Raw genomic sequence first — 20,251 nt, 5'->3', positions numbered from 1 at the left:
AATTTTAGTACAAACTTAAATACGATATGAATACATTCACAGTAAAAGCGTTCGGTGCAGAATCCAACACTGCGGACCTGGCCGAAATGAATATTGAAAGAAGAGAAGTAACCCCTAAAGATATTGAGATTGAAATCCTGTATTGCGGAGTATGCCATTCTGATCTTCATACGGCAAGAAACGACTGGGGAGGATCCATGTATCCCGTTGTTCCGGGGCATGAAATTGTAGGGAGAATTACCAATGTCGGTAGTGAAGTTTCCAAATTTAAAGTGGGGGATCTTGCGGCAGTAGGATGTATGGTGGATTCCTGCGGAGAATGCGAGAGCTGTAAACATGATCTGGAGCAATATTGCCAGAAGGGGTTTACAGGAACGTACAACGGAAAAGACAAACATCTGGGAGGCCAAACATTCGGAGGGTATTCCCAGAAAGTGGTGGTAGATGAAGGTTTCGTTCTCAGCGTTCCGGAAAACCTTGATCTTGCTGCAGTGGCACCGTTGCTTTGTGCAGGAATTACCACATGGTCTCCTCTACGACACTGGAACGTAGGTCCGGATTCTAAAGTCGCCGTAGTGGGATTAGGCGGGTTAGGACATATGGCCATTAAACTGGCTAAAGGATTGGGTGCTGAGGTTACCCTGTTTTCCCGTACACCCGGTAAATCCGAAGATGCCAGAACGTTGGGCGCGGATCATGTAGTGATTTCAACTGAACAGGAACAGATGGATGCGGTAAGGGGTAAGTTTGATGTAATTATTGATACCGTTCCCTATGAGCATGATATCAACCCTTATATGCAGACCGTGGCATTAAACGGTACTTTAGTTCTTGTAGGTTTTGTGGGAGAATTCCAGGAAACCGAACCCAGCACAAGACCGTTGATTTTCCAGCGCCGTTCCGTAGCAGGATCACTGATTGGCGGTATCGCTGAAACCCAGGAGTTGCTGGATTTCTGTGGCGAACACAATATCGTTTCAGACATTGAGCTTATCAAAATGAGCGAAATCAATGAGGCTTATGAAAGAATGCTGAAAAGCGATGTGAAATACCGTTTTGTAATTGATATGCAGTCTTTGTAATGATTGACAGGATATTTTAAAAGAACTCTCTCCGGAGAGTTTTTTTTATGCGGCATATCTGCGGAAGCTCTTTCTATCTGCCACAGGGTGAGTGTACGAAACTAAGGAGTTATAAAACAGATCATTGTAATTTCGTTGTTTCAATTATTTATCTATCTTTGTAAGAGAAAACAGTCAAATCCCGGGCTGTTTTTAAACACACAATGAAGACACCCGTGATGAATACAGTACAGTTTCCCTCGTTCCTGCGTTTCTGCGCAAGGATGATAGGGGTGCTGCTATTCTTTTCCGGGATTCCACAGTTCTTCCAGGCCTCTTCTCCGCCGGATTCCGTTATTTTTATTTCAGAAGGCAGCTTCCTGCATGGAGATTCAGCGGTATATGTGATGAAAGCGGAACGAAGAAACGTAGGCATAAGCCTTAGAAAGAAAGGCAAAACAGACCCATCTTTACAGGGCGTTTCTGCTTCCCTGGCCTCTCCTCAAAAATATCATGTGAATCAGCATGTTCCGGCAATGTACAGAAACAGCCCGGAAGGCAGATTGTTTTTTGGAAATGCAGATGGCTCTTCATCCATAGCTGTTCCGGTAGATCCTCCTTCTTTCAGGAAACATCATAAAACGGCAGTCTCTGTGGTTTGGAACGTTCTTCTGCCACTCTGCCTGAAAGACAATCTCATCCATATAGCAATATACCCTTTTCGGGTTTCAAAGACCATAGCCTGTCATCTCAGCAGACCTCCTCCTGTTCGGTATTCTTTTACCGGCTGTAATCATAAATAATTTGTAACCAATAAAAAAATAACAAACAAAAACATATTTTAAATAACACACGATGAAGAAACTTATCATACTCCCTGTTTTACTAGTAAGCTCAGCTTTTTTTGCGCAGGTTGGAATCAATACAATACGTCCTCAATCTACGTTGGATATCGTAGCCAAAACAACAGACGGAAGCAGACCGGAAGGTCTTATTGCTCCGAGGTTAACCGGTGATCAGCTGAAAGCCGGCGACGCACAATACGGATCTGCACAGAAAGGTGCCATTATTTATGTAACCACCGTACCCAGCGCTCCGGACGGCAAAACAGCAGATATTACCAAAGAAGGCTATTATTTTTTCAATGGAAGCAAATGGCAGGAAATAGGGAGTGGTGCAGGAGATACCACGAATGATGCCTGGATCAATGACACCGGCACCGGTATGGTAAAGCTGGGCAGCCAGGCGGATGGTACGGCAAGAGCCGCCGGAACAGAGGTCGTAATAAAGGATAATGGTGCTGTAGGTATCGGAACAGGTGCTCCTGATGCCAGCGCTGCGCTGGATATTGTCTCTGCCGGCAAAGGGGTACTCATCCCGAGAGTAGCATTATCAAGCGCCACGGATGTAGTGACGATACCATCTCCTGCAACAGGATTGCTGGCCTATAACACGGGTGCCGGTACGCTCACCTATAAAGGCTTTGTATTCTGGAATGGTAAGGAATGGAGGAAAATAGATAATACCACCACGGTAAATCCTGTTATTACAGGTTTAAACTGCAACACGGCATTTATTACTCCGGCCGCATTTGCTGCAGGTACCGCCTATTCCGGGACTTTAACGGTTTACTATTCCGGGGGAAACGGGGGAAGCTATTCCGGCGGGACAACCTTTACCCAGAACGGTCTTACGTTCACTTTAGATGAGGGTACGCTTAACAAAGGGAACGGGTATATTACCTATTCAGTGACGGGAACCCCCAACTTTAGCTCCCCAACAACCATAACGGTACCGGTAAACTTCCTGGGTTTCAGCTGTAATGCAACGATCGGACAAAATACCACGCCTTTCGTGATCGGTGAAATAAGATCCGCGATCATTACCGTACCGGTATCGAAATTTTTATCCAGGGGCGGTAGCAGGGGAGAAATGACCGGAAAAGCGGTGAACAATACCACCAGCATTAACCGAAGGTCTGCGTATGATGAAACAACGGCCGCTCAGAAGGCAGATTTTATCTTTATTAATGGATTAAGGATGGATTTTATCGAAAGCTGGTACAATACCGGAAATACAAGTCCGAAGTTGTACAATATTACTTCATCCCCTGTTAATTATAATGTATCTTCCCTCTCTAGCCATGATGCCTATACCGATGGGATTGATACTACCATTGCATCCGGGTATTACAGTTATGATATTGATGGCGATGATAATTTCAGTACCGCGATCGGGCAGGGGGAATATGTTAATGCAATGCTTACCTTTCCAAATAAAGAATGGTATAACTGTACCTGGCATGCCAGGAGGGATGGTACCAATTATTATTTCTATTTTACGGCACAGCGTTTAAAATAATCCGATGTCGAAGGATTATATACAGTAAGACAAAGCCTGCACAGGTGATGGAAACTGTAAAGTATTAATTAAATAAAAATTACGAGCCAAGCTCACGTAACAAACAAAACCAACAACAATGAAAAATATCATTACCCTGGCTGCATCTTTATTCAGCCTTACCATATTTGCACAAGTGGGGATCAATAATAATACCCCGAAGGCTACTTTAGACATTACGGCACAGACTACAAATGGCAGCAAGCCGGAGGGACTTCTTATCCCAAGATTAACCGGCGACCAGATCAAAGCCGGTGATGCGCAGTACGGTACCGCTCAGGCTGGTACAATTGTTTTTGCAACTTCTGCGGCTTCACCAACAACAACAAAAACTTCAAAAATTACGGAAGCAGGATTCTATTATTTCACGGGCTCTGTTTGGGAGAGGATAAGCAGTACGGCGAGCACCGTAAGTTATACGACCGTCGTTGATCCTAATATTTTAGGATATGTACCCAGCACTACTGCAACTGCTTCTGTAGATGCTCCGGCAACCTTAGCTGTTGGTGCTACCACTGCAACCAGAAGAAGTATCGGTACTTATGGTGGACATACGTATGCAGCATATTCAACCAGTGGTGCAGTTACATGGTACCAAGCATATAATGCTGCTAAAAACATGGGTGGCTATTTAGCGACTTTTGCATCAGATGCAGAGTGGCAATATGTTGAAACAAACTTACTTACTCCTTTTGCTATATTTAATACGAATGGTACCTGGATCGGGATGGCAAAATTTTCATGGTTTGCAGGTGCAGCAATGACACCTGATCCAGAGATTAAATGGATTACAGGAGAACAACCAGGACATGATTATTCTGCTGGTGGAACTACTGCTGTAAGAAAAAGCAACTGGTTCCCAGGTGTACAGCCAGATAATTTATCAAACACCGAAGGATTTGTTCAATGTGTGGCTAAGAATAATAATTACACTAAGACTTATAATAGCTATACTACTACCCATGGATGGAATGACAGCCCTGCCAATTATTTTGATGTTGCATTTACCGGAGGCTTCATCGTAGAATTTCAGCAATAAATGTTAGAAATAGATTAAGATTTATAGTACGATATCGCGGATTTTTAATCCGTGATCAACTACAAGCAAACTTTCAGGGTTTCAAAACCCTGAAGGTTTTATAAAAGCAATCAAAGAATTATTATCATACGATACAGTTCAATATTCAACAGCAGCGCATGCACGTGCGCTGCTTTCATCAACAATTTAATATTAACCCTTTAACAAATGAAAAACAAAGATGTTTAAAAAATTATTTCTTTTATTAACGTTTTCAGCAGCGTTTACCGCAAAAAGCCAGATCACAAATCCGGCACCCTATTGTGCATGCACCTATTTTTCCGGTTATAATATGTTCAAGGACATTACCATCGGCGGAGTAACCCTTTCGTTTGGGAGTTTAGGCACGTACGGAACAGCCAATACGTATAAATATTTTAATACAACCGTCTTCGGAGACCTTACCAAATCAGGGAACAATACCATTACCATTAATCCGTATACGACACCGGACTTTGAGCCTATTTATTTTGCACTGTGGATAGACTATGACCACAGCAATACTTTTGAAACCTCTGAGATTGTACTGCAGAACAGCAATACCATCAATGCTGCGCTTCCTGCATTTTCTGAGACCGCCGTTCCTCTTACAAGAACTTTTACCGTTCCCGGTACGGCACTTACAGGAACTACACGGGCAAGACTCGTAAGAACGCAGGCGAGCTATCCTTATAGCAGTTCCGTAGTTTTAAGCCCCTGTTCCAATGGAAGTTTTGGATCGTTCGGAAATCCATATGACTTTAATGTCAATATTGTAACGTCATTATCAACAGCGGAAGCTGCCGTAAAAAACAGCTTCAGAATTTATCCTAATCCTGCCCATGATTTTATCATGATCGATACCAGCAGAAAGATCAGCAAAGCCACGCTGTTCAGTGCCGAAGGAAAACTGGTAAAAAGCTATCCTGGTACAAACCGTCTTGATGTTTCTTCTCTACAGCCCGGCGAATATATACTGGAAGTCTATTATAAGGACGGTACTTCGGCTTCACAGAAAGTACTTGTTGCAAAATAAAAGGCAACAGAACTGTAAAGTTATCTGCCGGCACGGTATCACGCCCGGTCCGGTGGTTTACAACAATAAATATAGTAATCCCTAAAAATAACAATCGATGCTTAAAAAATTACTTCTTTTATTAACGCTTTCAGCAGCATTCACAGCAAAAAGCCAGATCACTCTGGTCAATCCACAGCCTGATTTTTCTTTTACGGCCGAGGCACCGCCTTTCTCAAACGCTTCACAAAATGATATCTTCCCGATTGATCTGAACAATGACGGCACCAATGAATACTCTTTCCGTTGGGATGCCTTTCACACGGTTGCATGGAATATCCATTTCTGCTCCAATCCGGGGAGTGATCCCACGAGGCAGTTTATTATGGAAAACAGTCAGGAGCTGAAAGCGCTGAGCTTCGGAGCGGCCATCAATTCTTCGGCCACGTTTTCGAATAGCTGGGATCCCTGGATTGATGATCCGGGGCAAACCAACTTCCGGAACCAGGGGAATAAATATATCGGCTTTAAAGCGACCATTTCCGGAACGGTGTATTACGGCTGGATCCTGGTAGAGCTGGTCAACAGAACGCTCACCATAAAGGAATACGCCTTTACCACAAACTCTGCCGGGCTTACCGCAGGGCAGGGAGGAACCTTATCGGTGACGGAAACGATGCAGCGTAATGAAGGATCCGCAACATTCGCTCCCAATCCTGCGGAGTCTTCCATAACCATAGACCACAGCAGACACACAGGGGCTGTCATAAAAATAACAGTGCATGATCTTTCCGGTAAGCTGATGATGAAACAGGAGGCACAATTTGGAAAGCCGGTGGATGTCAGCAGCCTGCAGAGTGGTACCTATATGCTCAGGATAGAGCATGAAGGGATTACTACCGTAAGAAAAATGATCAGGAAATAATGACCTGGAAAGCAGACCCATCCAAATGGATTTGCCATCCGTAAGTACATCAAGCTGTCTTAAAGACTTCACCCCGTGAGGGTTCAGATAAATCAGTAACTAACATTAAATTTTAAAACAATGCCTATTTTACACAAAATTAAAGCGTATCTCTACGACAATGTTTTAACCAAAGACAATCCCAATGATTATATCGCGAGAACCGTGAGCGAACGTCCTCTTACGGTACAGCAGATCTGCGAAGCCGCCGTCAACAGGGGCGGTGCCGATGTCTCCGCTTCCGCGATGGCCCATGCCACGGAGCTTTTCCTGAAAGAAATGGCCTATCAGCTTTGGGACGGGTATTCTGTCAATACGGGCTACTTTACCGCCAGCACTACCATCCGCGGGGTATTCGACAGCCCTTCGGAGACTTTTAATAAGGATAAGCACAGCATCATCTTCCAGTTCAACCAGGGAGAGAAGCTCAGGGCAGAGATCCCGAATATTGAAGTCAACATCCTGGGGATCGCTGATGCTTCTACGGTGATCCTCCAGGTGAAAGATGTGAAAAGCGGCTCGGTAAACGACCTCCTGACTCCAGGAAGGAACCTCAGGATTTCCGGAAGCAAGCTCAAGATCGCCGGAGACGATCCTGCAGTAGGAATATTCTTCACAGACACTGTTTCGCAGGCCAGCACTCAGGTAGAGGTCAGCGATATCGTCACCAATAATCCTTCCGAACTGATGGTGGTTATTCCGGCATTACCGGCAGGAACGTACCAGCTGAAGGTGGTAACGCAATTCTCGGGGAGCATGATGCTCAAAGAACCGCGTACCGCATTATTGGATAAGGTGCTGACGGTACAGTAGAGCAGAGGGTCTGCATCGGTGCATGCAGAGGGTCTGCACCGATGCATGCAGGAGGTCTGCATCGACCGATGCAGGGTGTCTGCACCGTACGATGCAGACCACCCAAAGTTCGGGAACCTATTCCTGAACGTAATTTTAAAATACTCATCATGTTTTTGATTGCTCCGGCATGGGGTAAAGCGTCCACTGATTTTAAGTGTTTTTTTTCAGTCCGCTTTGCAATCCCGGCCGGAGTTTTTTTGTGACAAAGAGTAGTGGTACTGGTGGTTTCTAGGGCTTCAGCCACCCGGGGACTGAGGCTCTCGAAGTCCCCGGCTGTTGTCGTCGTTGTCGTTGCGAGGTGATTATTATTTTCACATTTGTCATCCTGAAAGGATCTAAACACAGATTTACCTCACTGACTTTACGAATAATACCTAAAAATTCCCAAGGAATGACAAAGAGTAATGGGTACCGGGGACTGAGGCTCCCGAAGTCCACGGTTGTTGTGGTTGTTTTTGTGGACACCAGTTAATTATTATTTTCGCATTGTCATCCTGAAAGGATCTCAACGAAGATTTACCTCACTAGCTTTACAAATAATACCTAAAAATTCCCAAGGAACGACAAGGAGTGATGAGCACCGGGGACTGAGGCTCTCGAAGTCCCGTCAGTGCTGACTTGAATGAAGCCTGTTTTTTGTCTCCCGCGGATTACGCAGATTACGCAGATATCGCTGCAGCGTAGTATCATGTCACGATTCCCAGGGAATGACAAAGAGTGATGGGTACGGGGACTGAGGCTCTCGAAGTCACCGGTTGTCATTTCGATAGTCGCTTCGTCACTTCGAGTGTTTTTTCGCAACAAAGTGGAGAACAAATGTATCGAGAATGGAGCCTGTCTTCAAAATTATAAGCTTCTCGATACGCTTTTTCAAAGCTACTCGAAGTGACGAAAAGAATCAAATGCACAACGGGTTTATTTTATGATCTGTTTCAGTACTTTCAGCTTTCCGTCCACGGGCTGGCGGATCTTTAAGCCTAAAATATCTGCAACCACCGGATAAACGTTTACATTTTCAAATTCACCAACAGTCCTATGGCTTTTGAATTCCGGACCCCATGCCATAAAGGTAGCTTTCATTTCAGGAACCACTGCCGGATTATAGCCATGCTTTCCTGCGGAAGGCTTTTTGCCTTTTTCCAGGAATATCTTAGGAGCGTTGGGAACCAGGAGGATTTGTCCTATTCTGCCATAGTAATCATCTTTTGCGGAGAAATGCAGGTATCGGGGAAACTTTTTATCAAGATACACTTCATAATCTGAGGTTTTATGAACCTGTAATTCTTTGTAAACGCTTTTAACCTCAGCCGGATTTTTAACGTACACTCTTAATAAAGTCTGGGAATTGTAAATATCAAATCTGTTTTTATCCAGCAGCAGCTGCGGGATTTCCAGGGGATTGCTGCCGTCTACTTTGATCATTCCGTGGTCAGAGACAAAAATAAAATTGACATTCTTCAGACCCAGTTCGCCCACTTTCCGTACCAGTTCGCCTACGGCTGTATCCACCTGGTGAACGGCATCTTCGGTTTCTTTTGCGTCAGGCCCGAAATGATGTCCGCCTGCATCTACTTCGGGGAAATAAAGCGAAATAAAATGGGGTCTTTTGTCCATGGGAAGCTTCAGCCAGCTAATCACTTTGTCAACTTTCTCCTGCGGTGAAAATTTTTCGTGGTAGGGGTAATAATAGGTTGGCCGTGTTCCTCCGGCATCGCTTGCCGAGCCTACCCACATTAAAGATGCGGAAAGCATTCCCTGCTGCTCTGCCAGTCCCCAAAGGGGGAGGCCACCGTACCAGCTGCCGTCTTCGGCATTGGTTTTATCACTCATCGCATAGGGTGCCTTTCTTTTATAATCGTAGAAATAATTATCAATAAGCCCGTGGTGAGAGGGGTAAAGCCCGGTGATCAGGGTCCAGTGATTGGGGAAGGTAATGCTGGGATAACCGGGAATCATGGCTTCGGCCCGCACTCCTTCGCCGGATAAATTCAGAAGGTTCTCCGCATTGTATTTCTTTGCGTAGTCATAACGGAAGCCGTCTGCAGAGATCATAATGACATAGGGTTTTGCCCGGGCTTCAACAGTGTTGTACCGGTTGGGGATCACCACCTGTGTGGTGTCCGTGCTTCCATGCTGACTGAAAAGGGAGAGTGAAAAAAGCAGCGTTATTATTGCTAATCCTTGCTTCATTAGGTAAGTTTTGTACAAAGTTAGGGCCTCCGGTCATTACAGAAAAGTTTAGCAGGTTAAAAAAATATTAAACTCGGGGTAAGGAGGTGTTGTCATGTTTTTTTGTCTCCCGAGGATCTTTAGCCTACCAACTTATGAACACAAAGTGCACCGGGTTTTTATTATTAGAATATCTGTTTCACAAAGCCGTTACACTTAGAGAAGACCACAGAGGAATCTAGGATTGCTGCAGCGTAGTATCATGTCACGATTCCCACGTAATGACAAGGAGTGATGGGCACCGGGGACTGAGGCTCTCGAAGTCCACGGGTGTTGTCGTTGTTGTCGTTGCGAGGTGATTATTATTTTCGCATTTGTCATCCTGAAAGGATCTCCACGCAGATTTACCTCACTGACTTTACGAATAATACCTAAAAACTTCCACGGAATGACAAGGAGTGATGGGCACCGGGGACTGAGGCTCTCGAAGTCACCGGTTGTCGTTGGTGTGGACATTAGTTAATTATTATTTTCGCATTTGTCATCCTGAAAGGATCTCAACGAAGATTTACCTCACTGACTTTACGAATAATACCTAAAAACTTCCACGAAATGACAAGGAGTGATGGGCACCGGGGACTGAGGCTCTCGAAGTCCCGGCACTGGTAATAAAAAGAAAAAGCAGAAGTCTGACTTCTGCTGTAGGTTTCCATTCTGATATCATTTTTAAAACCGGTATCCGAGGGACAGTCCTGTTCTGAAACCGATCCAGGGGCCGTCTATAATCACGCGGGCTCCGTTGGTATTGGTTTCTACCGTATAATTGACGTAAGGAATATCAAGATCCTCGATCTGCCTTTTTAGTTCAGCCTGCATATCGGGAGTAAGAGGGATGTCACTGGTCATCGTAAAGTCTCCCTTTCCTGCTCCGTAGTGGGCCCCTGCAATCCAGAAATCAAGGACAAGGCTGCGGCTTGTGGTGAGGAAAAACTGGGCGCCTACCATTACACCGCCACTGTTTCCGTTGGCGTTTCCGAAACCTTTGAGAGGAATCTGAAAGGTCGTTCCGCTGAAGGTATAGTCGTAGTAGAAGTCAAAAGTATTGGAGGTAATTTTCGAATAGCGGTAATAGGGGGCCACATAGAATCCTTTTCCGTATCCTGCGCCAAGATAAAAACGCGGCTCTATGGTGAAGTTAAAAGATTTGGCTTCGAGGTTCTGAAATCTTTTTTCGTCTTCATCGTTTAAAAAGGAATTGATAAAAGGAACTTTTCCTTCCGGCATGGCGCCAAAACCCATATTCACTGAAAACCATCTGTTAATGACTCGTTCATAAGTAAGGTTTATATTTCGGAATGCGTATGCCGTAACATTTGTTTTAATGATGTTCATTTTTTCCGACGGCGGAGCGGGGATTTCCTGTGCGTTTGCTGTGGTCAGCATACAGCAGGGGATGATGAGTAAGAATTTTTTCATGATTTAATATGTTAAGATTTGAAGTATTGAGGTACAAGCAAAAAGCGGGCAAAATAATTTCGGTAATCCGTTTTGCTTCATGAATAAGATTCTGTTTACAAGCTGTTTACAGGCGTGTCCGCTGCATGCAAACTAAAAAGACGCATCTGCACCCTGCTTAAAAAGAAATCCGCTCAGAGTTTCTGGCGGATTTATATTGTTCGGGTTTATCTATTTTTTGATAAATTTTGAGGTTTCCGTCTTCTTGTCTTTTGTTGAAACTTCAATAAAATAAGAAGCAGAAGGCAGGTCTGAGACCTGTATTTTTCCGGAGGTAATACCGGAAGTTTTTACAAGCTTACCGTCCAGGGTATAGATGTTTGCCGTTGTATAGCTTTCTGCTGTTCCTTTCAATTCAATAAATTCCTGAGCAGGGTTGGGATATACTTTCAGCCTGTCTTTCTGAACATACAGGTCCTTTGTGGCCAGGTTTGCGGTATTCAGGGCCTGTGCCGAATTGGTGGTCTGGTTGTTGATTCCGGCCAACGGAACATTGACCACGGTCTGAATCGTGGTCAGCAAAGGAAATTTATAAGTGCTGTTATAATACGAATAGGAAGTATTTACAATAGAGCCAATCGGAAATAGAAAGAAAGTGTCTGATGCAGCATAGAGGTTGAAGCTTTGAACAGATTTTATCCTGAGAACATTTGTAAAATTAGAAGAACCTAAAATAAGGGTTCCTGAAGCATCTGCAGAAATGCTGACTGTTCCTTTACACAATCCGTTTGCAGCAGTTGAGCTGAATGTTCCCTGTGCCTGATCCGTCTCGGAATACCCAAACGCTGCAGGATAGGAAATAAAAGTTCCGTTGTTTGCGGCAAGATTCAGGGTAGCATCGGTGGTGACTAATCCTGTAATTTCCAGCTTGGAGGCAGATTGTTTGTAATATACCGTATTTCCGGGGCCTGCCATTTTTAAGGTAGAATTCGGGAAGGTGGTAATTTCTGTTGAGGTGGGTGTTGAATAGCTGGTAACAGCAGCCGGACCAAATCCCAGAGAAGCATTGTTGAAGGTTACATTAGAACCTGTTGCCGAGTTATCCGGTGTTCCCGTAACGGACAAATAATTTGCGGTTTCCCCGCTTACAGGATCGTTAAACGCTTTCGTAATCGTTGTCTGTGCTGAAATGACGCCTGAAGCCATCAGCAGAAGGAATAAATTTATTTTCATACTTAAATTTTTAACGAATATACTTAAAAAACAATTGCTCCGGAATTATTTTTTTAGGGATAACTTGTTTCCAATGAGAAATTTAAATCTTAAATAAACTCCTTTTTTCAGAATCGCTGCTGTATACAGTATAGCCGAATAATCAGCAGAGATAATGCTGCCCTCAATAGGTCATGTTGTTATGGTTATTGGTTGTGATGTAAAGGTTCATAGATCAGCTGTACGACTCCGGATCTGAAAATATTGGTTTTGATCAGCTTCAAATATAATCTTTCCTTCAATTCTTCAAATAAAGGTTTTCCGTCTCCTAAGGCAACCGGATGAACGGAGATTCTGTAAATGTCTATCAGGTTCAGATTAATACACGTTCTGATGAGTCCGGCACCGCCATACAGCCAGATGTCTTTTCCCGGCTGCTGTTTTATTTCCTGCACTGTTTTCTCAATATCATTGGTGAAAACGGCATTCTGATCTTCCCTTTGATGATGGGAGAATACTACTTTTTTCTTAGCATGTATTTTTTTCCAGAACTGTACTTCTTCTTCTCCGGCATCTTCTCCCGGATGATAATTTCCCCAGGAATCATAGCTTACTCTTCCGTAAAATATGGTATCGATGTTTTCAAGAAAGCCATCAAAATCCATATCATCATCCATGATACACCAGTCGATTTCTCCGTTTGGCCCTTCAATAAACCCGTCTAGTGTTACAGCAAGGTCTAAGATTATTTTTTTCATAGGACTAAAGAATTGTTGTGATGATTAATTGATAATTTCCGCACCTGGATTTTCCCTTAGTTTTGCGATTCTTTCCTTCCAGTTTTGGATTTCTTCATCGGTAAGCCTGATCCATTCGGTTACTTCGCCCACAATTTTAAGAGGAGCCGTGCTGCGATAGGAGCGGGTAGGGTTTCCGGGGAATTTTTTATCGGTTACGTTCGGGTCATTTTCAAATGCTCCGGTAGGTTCCACGATGTAGACACGTTCCTTTCCATCACCTTTTGCCAGTGCCGCTGCAAGTCCGGCCCCGTTTTGTAAAGCTGTGAAATAGATGTGGTTCATCATAATCTCCGGATAATAATTGGATTCAAATCCGGCGGTAAGCAGGTCCCCGATTTTCAGGTCAGCTTTTGTCCCGTGATAGAATGGACCATGATCAGAAATGTGTTGCTCTTTGTTTTCCATTGTGATTTGTTTTGAATTTTGAGTAACCTGTAAACTTAAGAATTTGTTTTTACATGGAAAAATAAGCTGAGATCAGAATCATATGAACATTGCTATCTTTTTTAAAGATTAAATTTTAAATGTTTTCTGAGCAGTTCCAGAAGGATCAGATAAAGTTTAAATTAAAGATTCCCCGTTCAGATCCGTAGTAAGCACTCCGCTCATGTAGTCAAAGAAAGGGCGCATGGCGAGGAAAGTGAGTAATGCTTCTTTCAGAAACCCTTCCGATGCAACTTCCTGATCGGTAAATTTTCTCATCACCACATATTGCTTTTTCCGGATCAGCTCAATCGAAGGGTGGTTTTTATCAAAACCCCTGGGTGCTGTTTTCACCGCATCACCCTGAATTTCTTTAAAATACCTGATGAACGTTTTGTCTGAAGTAATTTTTTCAATTTCAGAGGTGCTGATTTCAAATTCTTTCCGGATGCGGAGCAGATCTTTGGCATCCGGTCCCCAGAATCCGCCGCCTACAAAGCTGTTACCGGGCTCCAGGTGAATATAATATCCGCCTCTCAGCATTGGTTTAACACGGGAGTACCCGGCTCCGAAATTGGTTTTGTACGGTACCTGATCCTTTGAAAACCGGACATCTCTGTATATCCTGAAAATATGAATTCCTTTTATATTGTCGTATTTCTGAAGTTCAGCATGCACCTTATTGAAAAGCACTTTGTTTTCTCTGACTGCTGATTCATATTCTTCTTTGTGCGATGCAAACCATTCGCGATTATTGTTTTTCTCAAGTTGTTTCAGGAATTCAAAGGTTTTTTTCATGATGTCTATTTTAAACAAAATTACAATATTGTTCCTGTTAAAAGTATTATTAATAATGATTGCTGTATGAGGCACCAGCGCCGACGGTGAGTATGGTGATAAACATTAAGGGCTTAAGGTACAAAACTTTACCAGAAGCACAAAAGCTGAAGTACAAACTTCAGCCCTGCATTTAAAATAGTTATGCTTAATGGATTATACGATTTTCAAAGACCGGATCAATCCATCTTCAAATTCATAATAATAGGTAAGGATCGCCGGACTTCCCGGAAAATTGCCTGCAACTTCCGCTTTTAAGGTATGTTCCGCTTCCGAATAGTCTAACAGTTTCATCGTTGCCTGGTATTCTTTATTGGCTTTGTCGATCCAGTCTTTTATTTCGGTTCTTCCGTTGTGTGTCTTTCCTTCATCAAATACTACGGCTGTTTCGGTAAAACAGTTGGCGTATGCTGCGCTGTCGAAATTGTTCTGCGCTTTTACTAATTCGGTTACTACGTTTGGTAAATTCATTGTATTAAAATTTTAAGTTGATTAAATGGTTGGTATGGTTCCGCCGTCGATGACAAAATTGGTTCCTGTTAAATAAGCGGCTCTCGGCGAAACAAGAAAGCCCACTAATTCCGCTACTTCTTCCGGTTCGGCAGGTCTTCCGTAAGGGATTCCGCCTAATGCATCCATGACACCCTGCTGCGCTTCTTCTACAGTAGTATTTGCATTTCTTGCGATCTCGCCCAGCCATGCTACCGATGCCTGTGTATTGATCCATCCCGGAGAAACCGTCAGCACACGAACCCCTTTTGGCGTTACTTCATTGGATAAGCTTTTACTGTAATTGATTAATCCCGCTTTGGCAGCGGCATAAGGCAAAGTAGAATCATACAGCGGCAGTTTACCCTGAATAGAAGCAATGTGGATAATAACACCGCTTTTCTGACCGATCATTTGGGGTAAGAATCCTCTGTCCAGACGAACGGGAGCAAGCAGGTTGGCCTGAAGCGTTGATTCCCAGTTTTCATCCGTTAATACGGCAAAACCTCCCGCGGGTGTTTCGGAAGAACCGAGGTTGTTTACCAGGATATCGAGCCTTCCATAGGTTGTCAGCACTTCGCTGACTACTTTTTGTGAACCTTCTGATTTGCTTAAATCCGCTGCAATAAAATGCAGGTTTCCATTTTCCTCTTCGGGAGTGTTTCTTGCGGTAATGATGACTGTTGCACCGGCCTGTAAAAGCCTTTCTGCAATTGCTTTTCCGGCTCCTTTTGTGCCTCCGGTTACCAATGCGATTTTGCCTGACAGTTCATTGTTGAAATTAAATTGCTGTTCCATTTTGATTGTTTTGTTTATGGCAAAGTTGAGACTTATGTACGCGCCTCACAAGTACGGAATTACGATTCGGATAGGGAACAATTTTTCCCCTATTGCACAATTTGGAACATAGGTTTACATTTGCTTTATGTATGAACGGAAAATTTTACCCAACCTGAATTGCGGTTTGGATCTGATAGGCGAAGTGCTGTACGGCAAATGGAAAATCCGTTTGCTGTGGTTTATTCATCAGGGAAGTCTGCGACCGAGTGAGCTGCAGCGGAAAATCCCGGATGCCACCAGACGCGTATTGAATATTCAGCTGAAAGAACTGGAAGATCATGAATTGATTACCAAAAAAATCTATCCGGTAGTCCCGCCCAAAGTAGAGTACAGCCTAACGGATTTCGGAAAAACATTGATTCCCGTCATTGCGGCGTTGGGAAATTGGGGCGATACCCATGAAGAACATTTGCGGACGGTTATTCTGAAGCGCCTGAATGGTGAGAATGAATAGTTTTAGTTGTAGGCACGAGTGAGACATTCGCGCCAGCGGTTGGTAGGTACGATCGGGACGCTTATGTCTGCGGAAATCAGTTTTTCTTTATCAATTTTTTCAAAGTATTTAAAATTCCTTTAGGTTTTTGGTTTTCGTCATGCTTTTTTTTCCAATTAATATCAAACCTTCCATCAACTTCTATTTTTAAATTGTCCGGAGGTATTGCAACTTGTATGTGAAATGGTGGAACTCCCGGATGCATCAATTCGGTTTCATCTCTAAGCCGTCTGCTACAAAGTAAATCTATTACGGTTATATCTGGTCTTGCTTCATCTATTGTCATATTAATCCAGACAGGTACTTTATTATCATGGTAAAGAAGATCAATTATCTGCTCGGCTGTTAAAAGTTTACCTTCATATTGATTCCATGTTTTTAAGATAACAATTTCTTTTTCATTTAAGTGCTCATCAACTGTCCGTGAGTTTGGAGTTATTATGTATCTACAGTCGTCTTTAAGATTATTATAGCAAAGTGTCTTTGTTAATTCAAATAAAAGCTTTGTTGCTTCATTGAGATGATGTCTGAATTTTACTTTATTCATAACTCAAAATTCTGTTTTCTCAAATATCTGCGCTTCCAGTTTTGTGGGTACCCAGTTTCCTTTTTTCCCTTCTGTTTCCTTTAGCTTGTTAAAAATATTTTTTGAACCCGAAACCGTCATGGTGTACTGGTCTCTGTTTTTCATATTAAATTCTGTCAGGACATAGCCAATGCTAAATTTTTCATCTTTGGCTATTTTCTCTATTTTGGGTCTTAAATATTCATCAATAGCTTTTGGATGAAGAAATGTTTCATTTTTAGGGAATTGTATCTCGAAAGATCCCTCATAGACAAAGTCCGGTTTGTAAATAAATAATGTATTCTTATCCTTTATTTTATTTCTGTAAAACTTTTCGAACTCTGCTCTGTTTTTGAATTCCTGCTTATACCAGTTGTATTTGAATGGAAATTTTTCGGCAAGCCTGGCCAATGTTGAAATATCAAATTTGTGAGACTTTCCTTTTATATTAATATTTTCAAATTTGGGACTTACAGACCATCGATCAAGAATTTGATTATTCTTGGTTACAATAATTGAAAAATTGTTTTGTTCAGATATATTTTGCGTTAATTCATTATAGTAAGTATTATCAATGAGAGAATCGATGGTTTTTTTATCGGTTATGTAAAAATTATATTTCTCATATGTTTTGTTTTGATCCCAGTTATAATACATTCCGATTATTTTCAGTGAATCTGAATTTTCATTTTTGATACTTTCAAAAAGTTTTGTTTGCGAAAATATCTGAGAAAAAAACAATAGAAGAATGGCAAAAGTTAATCTGAATTTCATGGTTAGCGAATGTTATTTAAATTATGTGTGACACAGAAGTATGTGCAACGAGCCTTCAAAGAATTTGAATAAAAAAGAAGGAATGAAGCCATATTTCTATAGCACAAACTTAAACCAAAATTTTGAAGTGAAGAATAGAAAAAGCAAAACAGCTGCACGTTTTTAATCTTGCCTATGATACCCTATTTTGTAAAACAAAAAACCATTCTGAAAAATCAGAACGGTTAGCAGTATGAAGCTGTTTCAGTGATACGCCGTTATGCTTCTGTTTTCTTTGCCAGCATACTGATTGCATTTTTTTCTTCCGTATTCATTTTTTCGATGGCTGCATCGATTTGCTCAAAAGCTTCTTTCTTTTTTAAAAGCAGTTCATCTCTGATCGCAATAAGGTTGATATCTTCACCCTGATCACCCTTTATGGATTCAGGATTTAAGCCATTAGCTCTTAACTGAGCAATACTGTTTTCAATTTCTGAAACAGAGGTTGAAAATTCACTTTCCAGATTTGTTCTGGAAACAATCAAATCTGTTCGCTGACATTCAAAACTTTTATGGATGGCCTGTGCAAATTCTTCGTTTTGAGATTCCTGAAGCTTTTCACTTTCCACAGAAATACCTTTTGCACGGTCTTCTATTTTTTTTACTTCTGCTGATATCTTTTTTACCGTTACCGATGGCAAATTGAGAGACATGTCCTTTTTTACCATTTTTATTTCAGGGATGGCGGTTATAATGTCGGTAGTTTCTACTTTTACTTCGGGTATTTTTGTTTTAATTTCCTGTTCTTCCATGGTCACTACCGGCACTGAAGTTAATATATCTTTCCATTTTACAGTCCATCCTTTGAACACCGGATATTGTCCCGTTTTCTTTAGTACCATCTTGGTTACAGGTTTTTTAAATTTTATGGATTTCAGTTTCATGGTAACCTGTGGTGTGTCGAATGATAGTTTTTTGTCCTTCATCGTTATCTGCGGTATGCTGCATGAAAAGTCTTTACGGACCATTTTAAAATCAAAGTCCATATTTATTGCAGCTCCTACAGCATTGGGATTCGGCGCTTCGTCTGCAATGTCCTGCGATCTTTTTTCTAATGTAGTAAAGTCATTTTGATACTTTGCAGCAATACCGTCAAATGCGGTCTGGTCAAAATTGCATTGAGAATAGGCAATGCAGCTTGTGCATAATGTAATGGCGATCAATAAGTTTTTCATAGCTCTAATTTTTAGTTGTGGCTTACTCTGTTCCCGGTTTTTAGCATCCCCGTTTTTATTTGTAAAATTAGAGCCGGAACAAAAGTGAATCAATAACCCATTAGGGTACTATTTGCAGGAGATTACCAACAGATGTGTTTATGATGAAATGCAGCTGCAGGAAGTCTCCCACAGCTTGCAGGAAACCAAATGCAATTGCAGGAGGTTACCAACAAGTATGTTTATAACTAAATGCAGTTGCAGGAAGTCTCCCACAACTTGCAGGAAACCAAATGCAGTGTACGGAGGTTACAAACACTCTTGTTTTACACTTCCGGAGATGTACGGAAGTCTTGCGCAAGTTGTGGGAAACCTCCGGAGGACTACGGAAGTCTTACGCAAGTTGTGGGAAACCAACGGAGATGTACGAAAGTCTCGCGCAAGTTGATTGAAAAGCTTGAGAACGGAAAAGTAAATCCTACGCTTTATACTTTGCTGGAATTGGCGAATGCTTTGGAAATTTCTTTGGGGGAGCTGGTGGATTTGAAATGATTTTTGCTTTGAGAGTGAAATGACAAGTTTAGAAACTTTTGCCAAGAGGTATTTACATTAGTTTCACAATGCATTATGCCAATGTAATGCTAGCTACATTTTATTTTTCTGATTAAATATTTATCAATTTCTGCGTATATTTTTTTAAAATCTTTGTTCAATCCTTTCTTTTTAGAATTCCAAATGATTTGATTACTAGCTGAAAATGAATATAAATATTGTTTTCCATTAATTACCATATGTTTTCTATATATAAGATAACCTTCTCCGTTTTCATAATCACCTTTTTTGTAGTTTTCTATATCATCTTCAAATATTTGTAGTTTCTCTTTAATTTCTTCAAGTGTGTTTTTTATATTCTGTTTAAAAAAACCTTCATCCAATATAAATATATACGATTCATAAATTTTCAAGAATATTTTTAAACAACACAATATGATTAAATAAGAATTTTGAAATGCTTTATACTCAAATCCATATGTTCCCATAATATCAAATTTATGAATAGAATAAATATTTAAATTTAATTTGTGTGAATGAGTTGATCGATTTAATAGATTGTAAAATTTATCTATTTCTAATAAAGTACTTTTCATATCGGAATTGACCTGATTTTTTAATTTTCCAGTCATTTTGAATATTTTTTCTATACCTCTTTTCCCATATTTCCAGTTAGAAGTCTCTTCAATGTTATGAGTAAAATAAAGTTGCATTGTGCATAATTCCAATATATTTCGAACTACTTGTAAGGATTGTTTAAAATATGCTGTTTTTAGTAAATCAAGTGAACAAAAAAAATCTTCAAGAATTTCATTGAAAATAATTTTAACATTATAGTGATTAGAATCTGAAAGATTTATTTTTAAAATTCCATCTTCCATTATACCTTCAGATTTTGTCAGTGAGATTGAAGACATTTCTAAATCAAATTCAATTTTTGCGAAAGTCTCTAAGATTTTATAAATGAAATCAATTCTATCTTGATAAAAATAACTAATCTTTTCTATGACATTATTTCTCATAACTTACATTTCGTATCTAAATTTACATATTTATTAATCATTAAATTAATATACTATTTTCGTACTACCTTACGA

The 20,251-nt window shown here is 41.3% G+C and carries 21 protein-coding genes; 9 read left to right on the top strand and 12 right to left on the bottom strand.

Annotated features, from left to right (window positions below; genetic code table 11):
• Positions 1 to 26 precede the first annotated feature (26 nt).
• From U9K52_RS09350 to U9K52_RS09320, 7 genes are all read left to right on the top strand, one after another.
• Positions 27 to 1,082 carry an NAD(P)-dependent alcohol dehydrogenase gene (locus U9K52_RS09350; protein WP_263602250.1) on the top strand — a complete coding sequence of 352 codons (1,056 nt, stop codon included), beginning with the start codon at positions 27 to 29 and terminating at the stop codon, positions 1,080 to 1,082.
• Positions 1,083 to 1,300: 218 nt separating this feature from the next.
• Entirely contained in the window at positions 1,301 to 1,864 is a 564-nt protein-coding gene (locus tag U9K52_RS09345; protein WP_322926105.1) for a hypothetical protein, read from the top strand.
• A 52-nt stretch (positions 1,865 to 1,916) separates the two neighbouring features.
• Entirely contained in the window at positions 1,917 to 3,422 is a 1,506-nt protein-coding gene (locus U9K52_RS09340) for a hypothetical protein (RefSeq protein ID WP_248388380.1), read from the top strand.
• A gap of 118 nt (positions 3,423 to 3,540) precedes the next feature.
• Complete coding sequence (locus tag U9K52_RS09335; RefSeq protein ID WP_248394950.1) at positions 3,541 to 4,500, top strand: hypothetical protein; 960 nt, start codon at positions 3,541 to 3,543, stop codon at positions 4,498 to 4,500.
• Positions 4,501 to 4,720: 220 nt separating this feature from the next.
• Positions 4,721 to 5,554, top strand: coding sequence for a T9SS type A sorting domain-containing protein (locus U9K52_RS09330; RefSeq protein ID WP_322926103.1), 834 nt, complete (start codon positions 4,721 to 4,723; stop codon positions 5,552 to 5,554).
• Between the two features lie 97 nt (positions 5,555 to 5,651).
• Positions 5,652 to 6,458: a T9SS type A sorting domain-containing protein gene (locus tag U9K52_RS09325; protein WP_248394948.1), complete on the top strand. Its 807-nt coding sequence runs from the start codon at positions 5,652 to 5,654 to the stop codon at positions 6,456 to 6,458.
• Between the two features lie 120 nt (positions 6,459 to 6,578).
• Positions 6,579 to 7,310, top strand: coding sequence for a DNA-binding domain-containing protein (locus tag U9K52_RS09320; protein ID WP_322926102.1), 732 nt, complete (start codon positions 6,579 to 6,581; stop codon positions 7,308 to 7,310).
• A 957-nt stretch (positions 7,311 to 8,267) separates the two neighbouring features.
• Here the strand turns inward: U9K52_RS09320 and U9K52_RS09315 are convergent.
• The 8 genes from U9K52_RS09315 to U9K52_RS09280 all read right to left on the bottom strand — a co-directional run bounded on the left by U9K52_RS09315 (position 8,268) and on the right by U9K52_RS09280 (position 15,535).
• Positions 8,268 to 9,542, bottom strand: coding sequence for an ectonucleotide pyrophosphatase/phosphodiesterase (locus tag U9K52_RS09315; protein WP_322926101.1), 1,275 nt, complete (start codon positions 9,540 to 9,542; stop codon positions 8,268 to 8,270).
• Between the two features lie 705 nt (positions 9,543 to 10,247).
• Complete coding sequence (locus tag U9K52_RS09310) at positions 10,248 to 10,997, bottom strand: DUF3575 domain-containing protein (RefSeq protein WP_248394945.1); 750 nt, start codon at positions 10,995 to 10,997, stop codon at positions 10,248 to 10,250.
• Positions 10,998 to 11,207: 210 nt separating this feature from the next.
• Complete coding sequence (locus U9K52_RS09305; protein ID WP_248394944.1) at positions 11,208 to 12,209, bottom strand: T9SS type A sorting domain-containing protein; 1,002 nt, start codon at positions 12,207 to 12,209, stop codon at positions 11,208 to 11,210.
• 185 nt (positions 12,210 to 12,394) lie between these two features.
• On the bottom strand, positions 12,395 to 12,946 hold the full coding sequence (locus U9K52_RS09300) for a dihydrofolate reductase family protein (protein ID WP_322926100.1): 552 nt from the start codon (positions 12,944 to 12,946) through the stop codon (positions 12,395 to 12,397).
• 24 nt (positions 12,947 to 12,970) lie between these two features.
• Positions 12,971 to 13,393 (bottom strand): NAD(+)--rifampin ADP-ribosyltransferase, encoded by a 423-nt coding sequence (gene arr, locus U9K52_RS09295; protein WP_312172993.1) that lies wholly within the window; start codon positions 13,391 to 13,393, stop codon positions 12,971 to 12,973.
• A gap of 156 nt (positions 13,394 to 13,549) precedes the next feature.
• Positions 13,550 to 14,209: a DUF2461 domain-containing protein gene (locus U9K52_RS09290; protein WP_248394940.1), complete on the bottom strand. Its 660-nt coding sequence runs from the start codon at positions 14,207 to 14,209 to the stop codon at positions 13,550 to 13,552.
• A gap of 195 nt (positions 14,210 to 14,404) precedes the next feature.
• Positions 14,405 to 14,719, bottom strand: coding sequence for a nuclear transport factor 2 family protein (locus tag U9K52_RS09285; RefSeq protein ID WP_322926098.1), 315 nt, complete (start codon positions 14,717 to 14,719; stop codon positions 14,405 to 14,407).
• A 21-nt stretch (positions 14,720 to 14,740) separates the two neighbouring features.
• Positions 14,741 to 15,535 (bottom strand): SDR family oxidoreductase, encoded by a 795-nt coding sequence (locus U9K52_RS09280; protein ID WP_248394938.1) that lies wholly within the window; start codon positions 15,533 to 15,535, stop codon positions 14,741 to 14,743.
• A 127-nt stretch (positions 15,536 to 15,662) separates the two neighbouring features.
• On the opposite strand from U9K52_RS09280, the gene U9K52_RS09275 reads away from it, so the two are divergent.
• On the top strand, positions 15,663 to 16,031 hold the full coding sequence (locus U9K52_RS09275; RefSeq protein WP_322926097.1) for a helix-turn-helix domain-containing protein: 369 nt from the start codon (positions 15,663 to 15,665) through the stop codon (positions 16,029 to 16,031).
• A 76-nt stretch (positions 16,032 to 16,107) separates the two neighbouring features.
• Here U9K52_RS09275 and U9K52_RS09270 read toward each other — a convergent pair whose 3' ends face one another.
• The 3 genes from U9K52_RS09270 to U9K52_RS09260 form a co-directional block, all read right to left on the bottom strand.
• Positions 16,108 to 16,617, bottom strand: coding sequence for a hypothetical protein (locus U9K52_RS09270; protein ID WP_322926096.1), 510 nt, complete (start codon positions 16,615 to 16,617; stop codon positions 16,108 to 16,110).
• Between the two features lie 3 nt (positions 16,618 to 16,620).
• Positions 16,621 to 17,409 carry a hypothetical protein gene (locus U9K52_RS09265; protein ID WP_322926095.1) on the bottom strand — a complete coding sequence of 263 codons (789 nt, stop codon included), beginning with the start codon at positions 17,407 to 17,409 and terminating at the stop codon, positions 16,621 to 16,623.
• 257 nt (positions 17,410 to 17,666) lie between these two features.
• Positions 17,667 to 18,623, bottom strand: coding sequence for a hypothetical protein (locus U9K52_RS09260; RefSeq protein WP_322926094.1), 957 nt, complete (start codon positions 18,621 to 18,623; stop codon positions 17,667 to 17,669).
• 231 nt (positions 18,624 to 18,854) lie between these two features.
• Here U9K52_RS09260 and U9K52_RS09255 point away from each other — a divergent pair, with 231 nt between their 5' ends.
• The gene (locus tag U9K52_RS09255) at positions 18,855 to 19,154 is read left to right on the top strand and encodes a helix-turn-helix transcriptional regulator (RefSeq protein WP_322926093.1); all 300 of its coding nucleotides are present in this window, start codon (positions 18,855 to 18,857) and stop codon (positions 19,152 to 19,154) included.
• A gap of 89 nt (positions 19,155 to 19,243) precedes the next feature.
• On the opposite strand, the gene U9K52_RS09250 is transcribed toward U9K52_RS09255, so the two are convergent.
• Positions 19,244 to 20,176 carry a hypothetical protein gene (locus U9K52_RS09250; protein WP_248394930.1) on the bottom strand — a complete coding sequence of 311 codons (933 nt, stop codon included), beginning with the start codon at positions 20,174 to 20,176 and terminating at the stop codon, positions 19,244 to 19,246.
• Between the last annotated feature and the right edge of the window lie 75 nt (positions 20,177 to 20,251).

Source organism: Chryseobacterium sp. MHB01 (assembly GCF_034651565.1).
GTDB lineage: Bacteria > Bacteroidota > Bacteroidia > Flavobacteriales > Weeksellaceae > Chryseobacterium > Chryseobacterium nepalense.
This window is presented reverse-complemented; position numbering and strand designations above follow the sequence as displayed.

Excerpts from the sequence above, each read along its gene's own strand:
- U9K52_RS09350 (WP_263602250.1), top strand. The coding sequence starts at position 27 with ATGAATACATTCACAGTAAAAGCGTTCGGTGCAGAATCCAACACTGCG.
- U9K52_RS09345 (WP_322926105.1), top strand. The coding sequence starts at position 1,301 with ATGAATACAGTACAGTTTCCCTCGTTCCTGCGTTTCTGCGCAAGGATG.
- U9K52_RS09340 (WP_248388380.1), top strand. The coding sequence starts at position 1,917 with ATGAAGAAACTTATCATACTCCCTGTTTTACTAGTAAGCTCAGCTTTT.
- U9K52_RS09335 (WP_248394950.1), top strand. The coding sequence starts at position 3,541 with ATGAAAAATATCATTACCCTGGCTGCATCTTTATTCAGCCTTACCATA.
- U9K52_RS09330 (WP_322926103.1), top strand. The coding sequence starts at position 4,721 with ATGTTTAAAAAATTATTTCTTTTATTAACGTTTTCAGCAGCGTTTACC.
- U9K52_RS09325 (WP_248394948.1), top strand. The coding sequence starts at position 5,652 with ATGCTTAAAAAATTACTTCTTTTATTAACGCTTTCAGCAGCATTCACA.
- U9K52_RS09320 (WP_322926102.1), top strand. The coding sequence starts at position 6,579 with ATGCCTATTTTACACAAAATTAAAGCGTATCTCTACGACAATGTTTTA.
- U9K52_RS09315 (WP_322926101.1), bottom strand. The coding sequence starts at position 9,542 with ATGAAGCAAGGATTAGCAATAATAACGCTGCTTTTTTCACTCTCCCTT.
- U9K52_RS09310 (WP_248394945.1), bottom strand. The coding sequence starts at position 10,997 with ATGAAAAAATTCTTACTCATCATCCCCTGCTGTATGCTGACCACAGCA.
- U9K52_RS09305 (WP_248394944.1), bottom strand. The coding sequence starts at position 12,209 with ATGAAAATAAATTTATTCCTTCTGCTGATGGCTTCAGGCGTCATTTCA.
- U9K52_RS09300 (WP_322926100.1), bottom strand. The coding sequence starts at position 12,946 with ATGAAAAAAATAATCTTAGACCTTGCTGTAACACTAGACGGGTTTATT.
- arr (WP_312172993.1), bottom strand. The coding sequence starts at position 13,393 with ATGGAAAACAAAGAGCAACACATTTCTGATCATGGTCCATTCTATCAC.
- U9K52_RS09290 (WP_248394940.1), bottom strand. The coding sequence starts at position 14,209 with ATGAAAAAAACCTTTGAATTCCTGAAACAACTTGAGAAAAACAATAAT.
- U9K52_RS09285 (WP_322926098.1), bottom strand. The coding sequence starts at position 14,719 with ATGAATTTACCAAACGTAGTAACCGAATTAGTAAAAGCGCAGAACAAT.
- U9K52_RS09280 (WP_248394938.1), bottom strand. The coding sequence starts at position 15,535 with ATGGAACAGCAATTTAATTTCAACAATGAACTGTCAGGCAAAATCGCA.
- U9K52_RS09275 (WP_322926097.1), top strand. The coding sequence starts at position 15,663 with ATGTATGAACGGAAAATTTTACCCAACCTGAATTGCGGTTTGGATCTG.
- U9K52_RS09270 (WP_322926096.1), bottom strand. The coding sequence starts at position 16,617 with ATGAATAAAGTAAAATTCAGACATCATCTCAATGAAGCAACAAAGCTT.
- U9K52_RS09265 (WP_322926095.1), bottom strand. The coding sequence starts at position 17,409 with ATGAAATTCAGATTAACTTTTGCCATTCTTCTATTGTTTTTTTCTCAG.
- U9K52_RS09260 (WP_322926094.1), bottom strand. The coding sequence starts at position 18,623 with ATGAAAAACTTATTGATCGCCATTACATTATGCACAAGCTGCATTGCC.
- U9K52_RS09255 (WP_322926093.1), top strand. The coding sequence starts at position 18,855 with ATGCAGTTGCAGGAAGTCTCCCACAACTTGCAGGAAACCAAATGCAGT.
- U9K52_RS09250 (WP_248394930.1), bottom strand. The coding sequence starts at position 20,176 with ATGAGAAATAATGTCATAGAAAAGATTAGTTATTTTTATCAAGATAGA.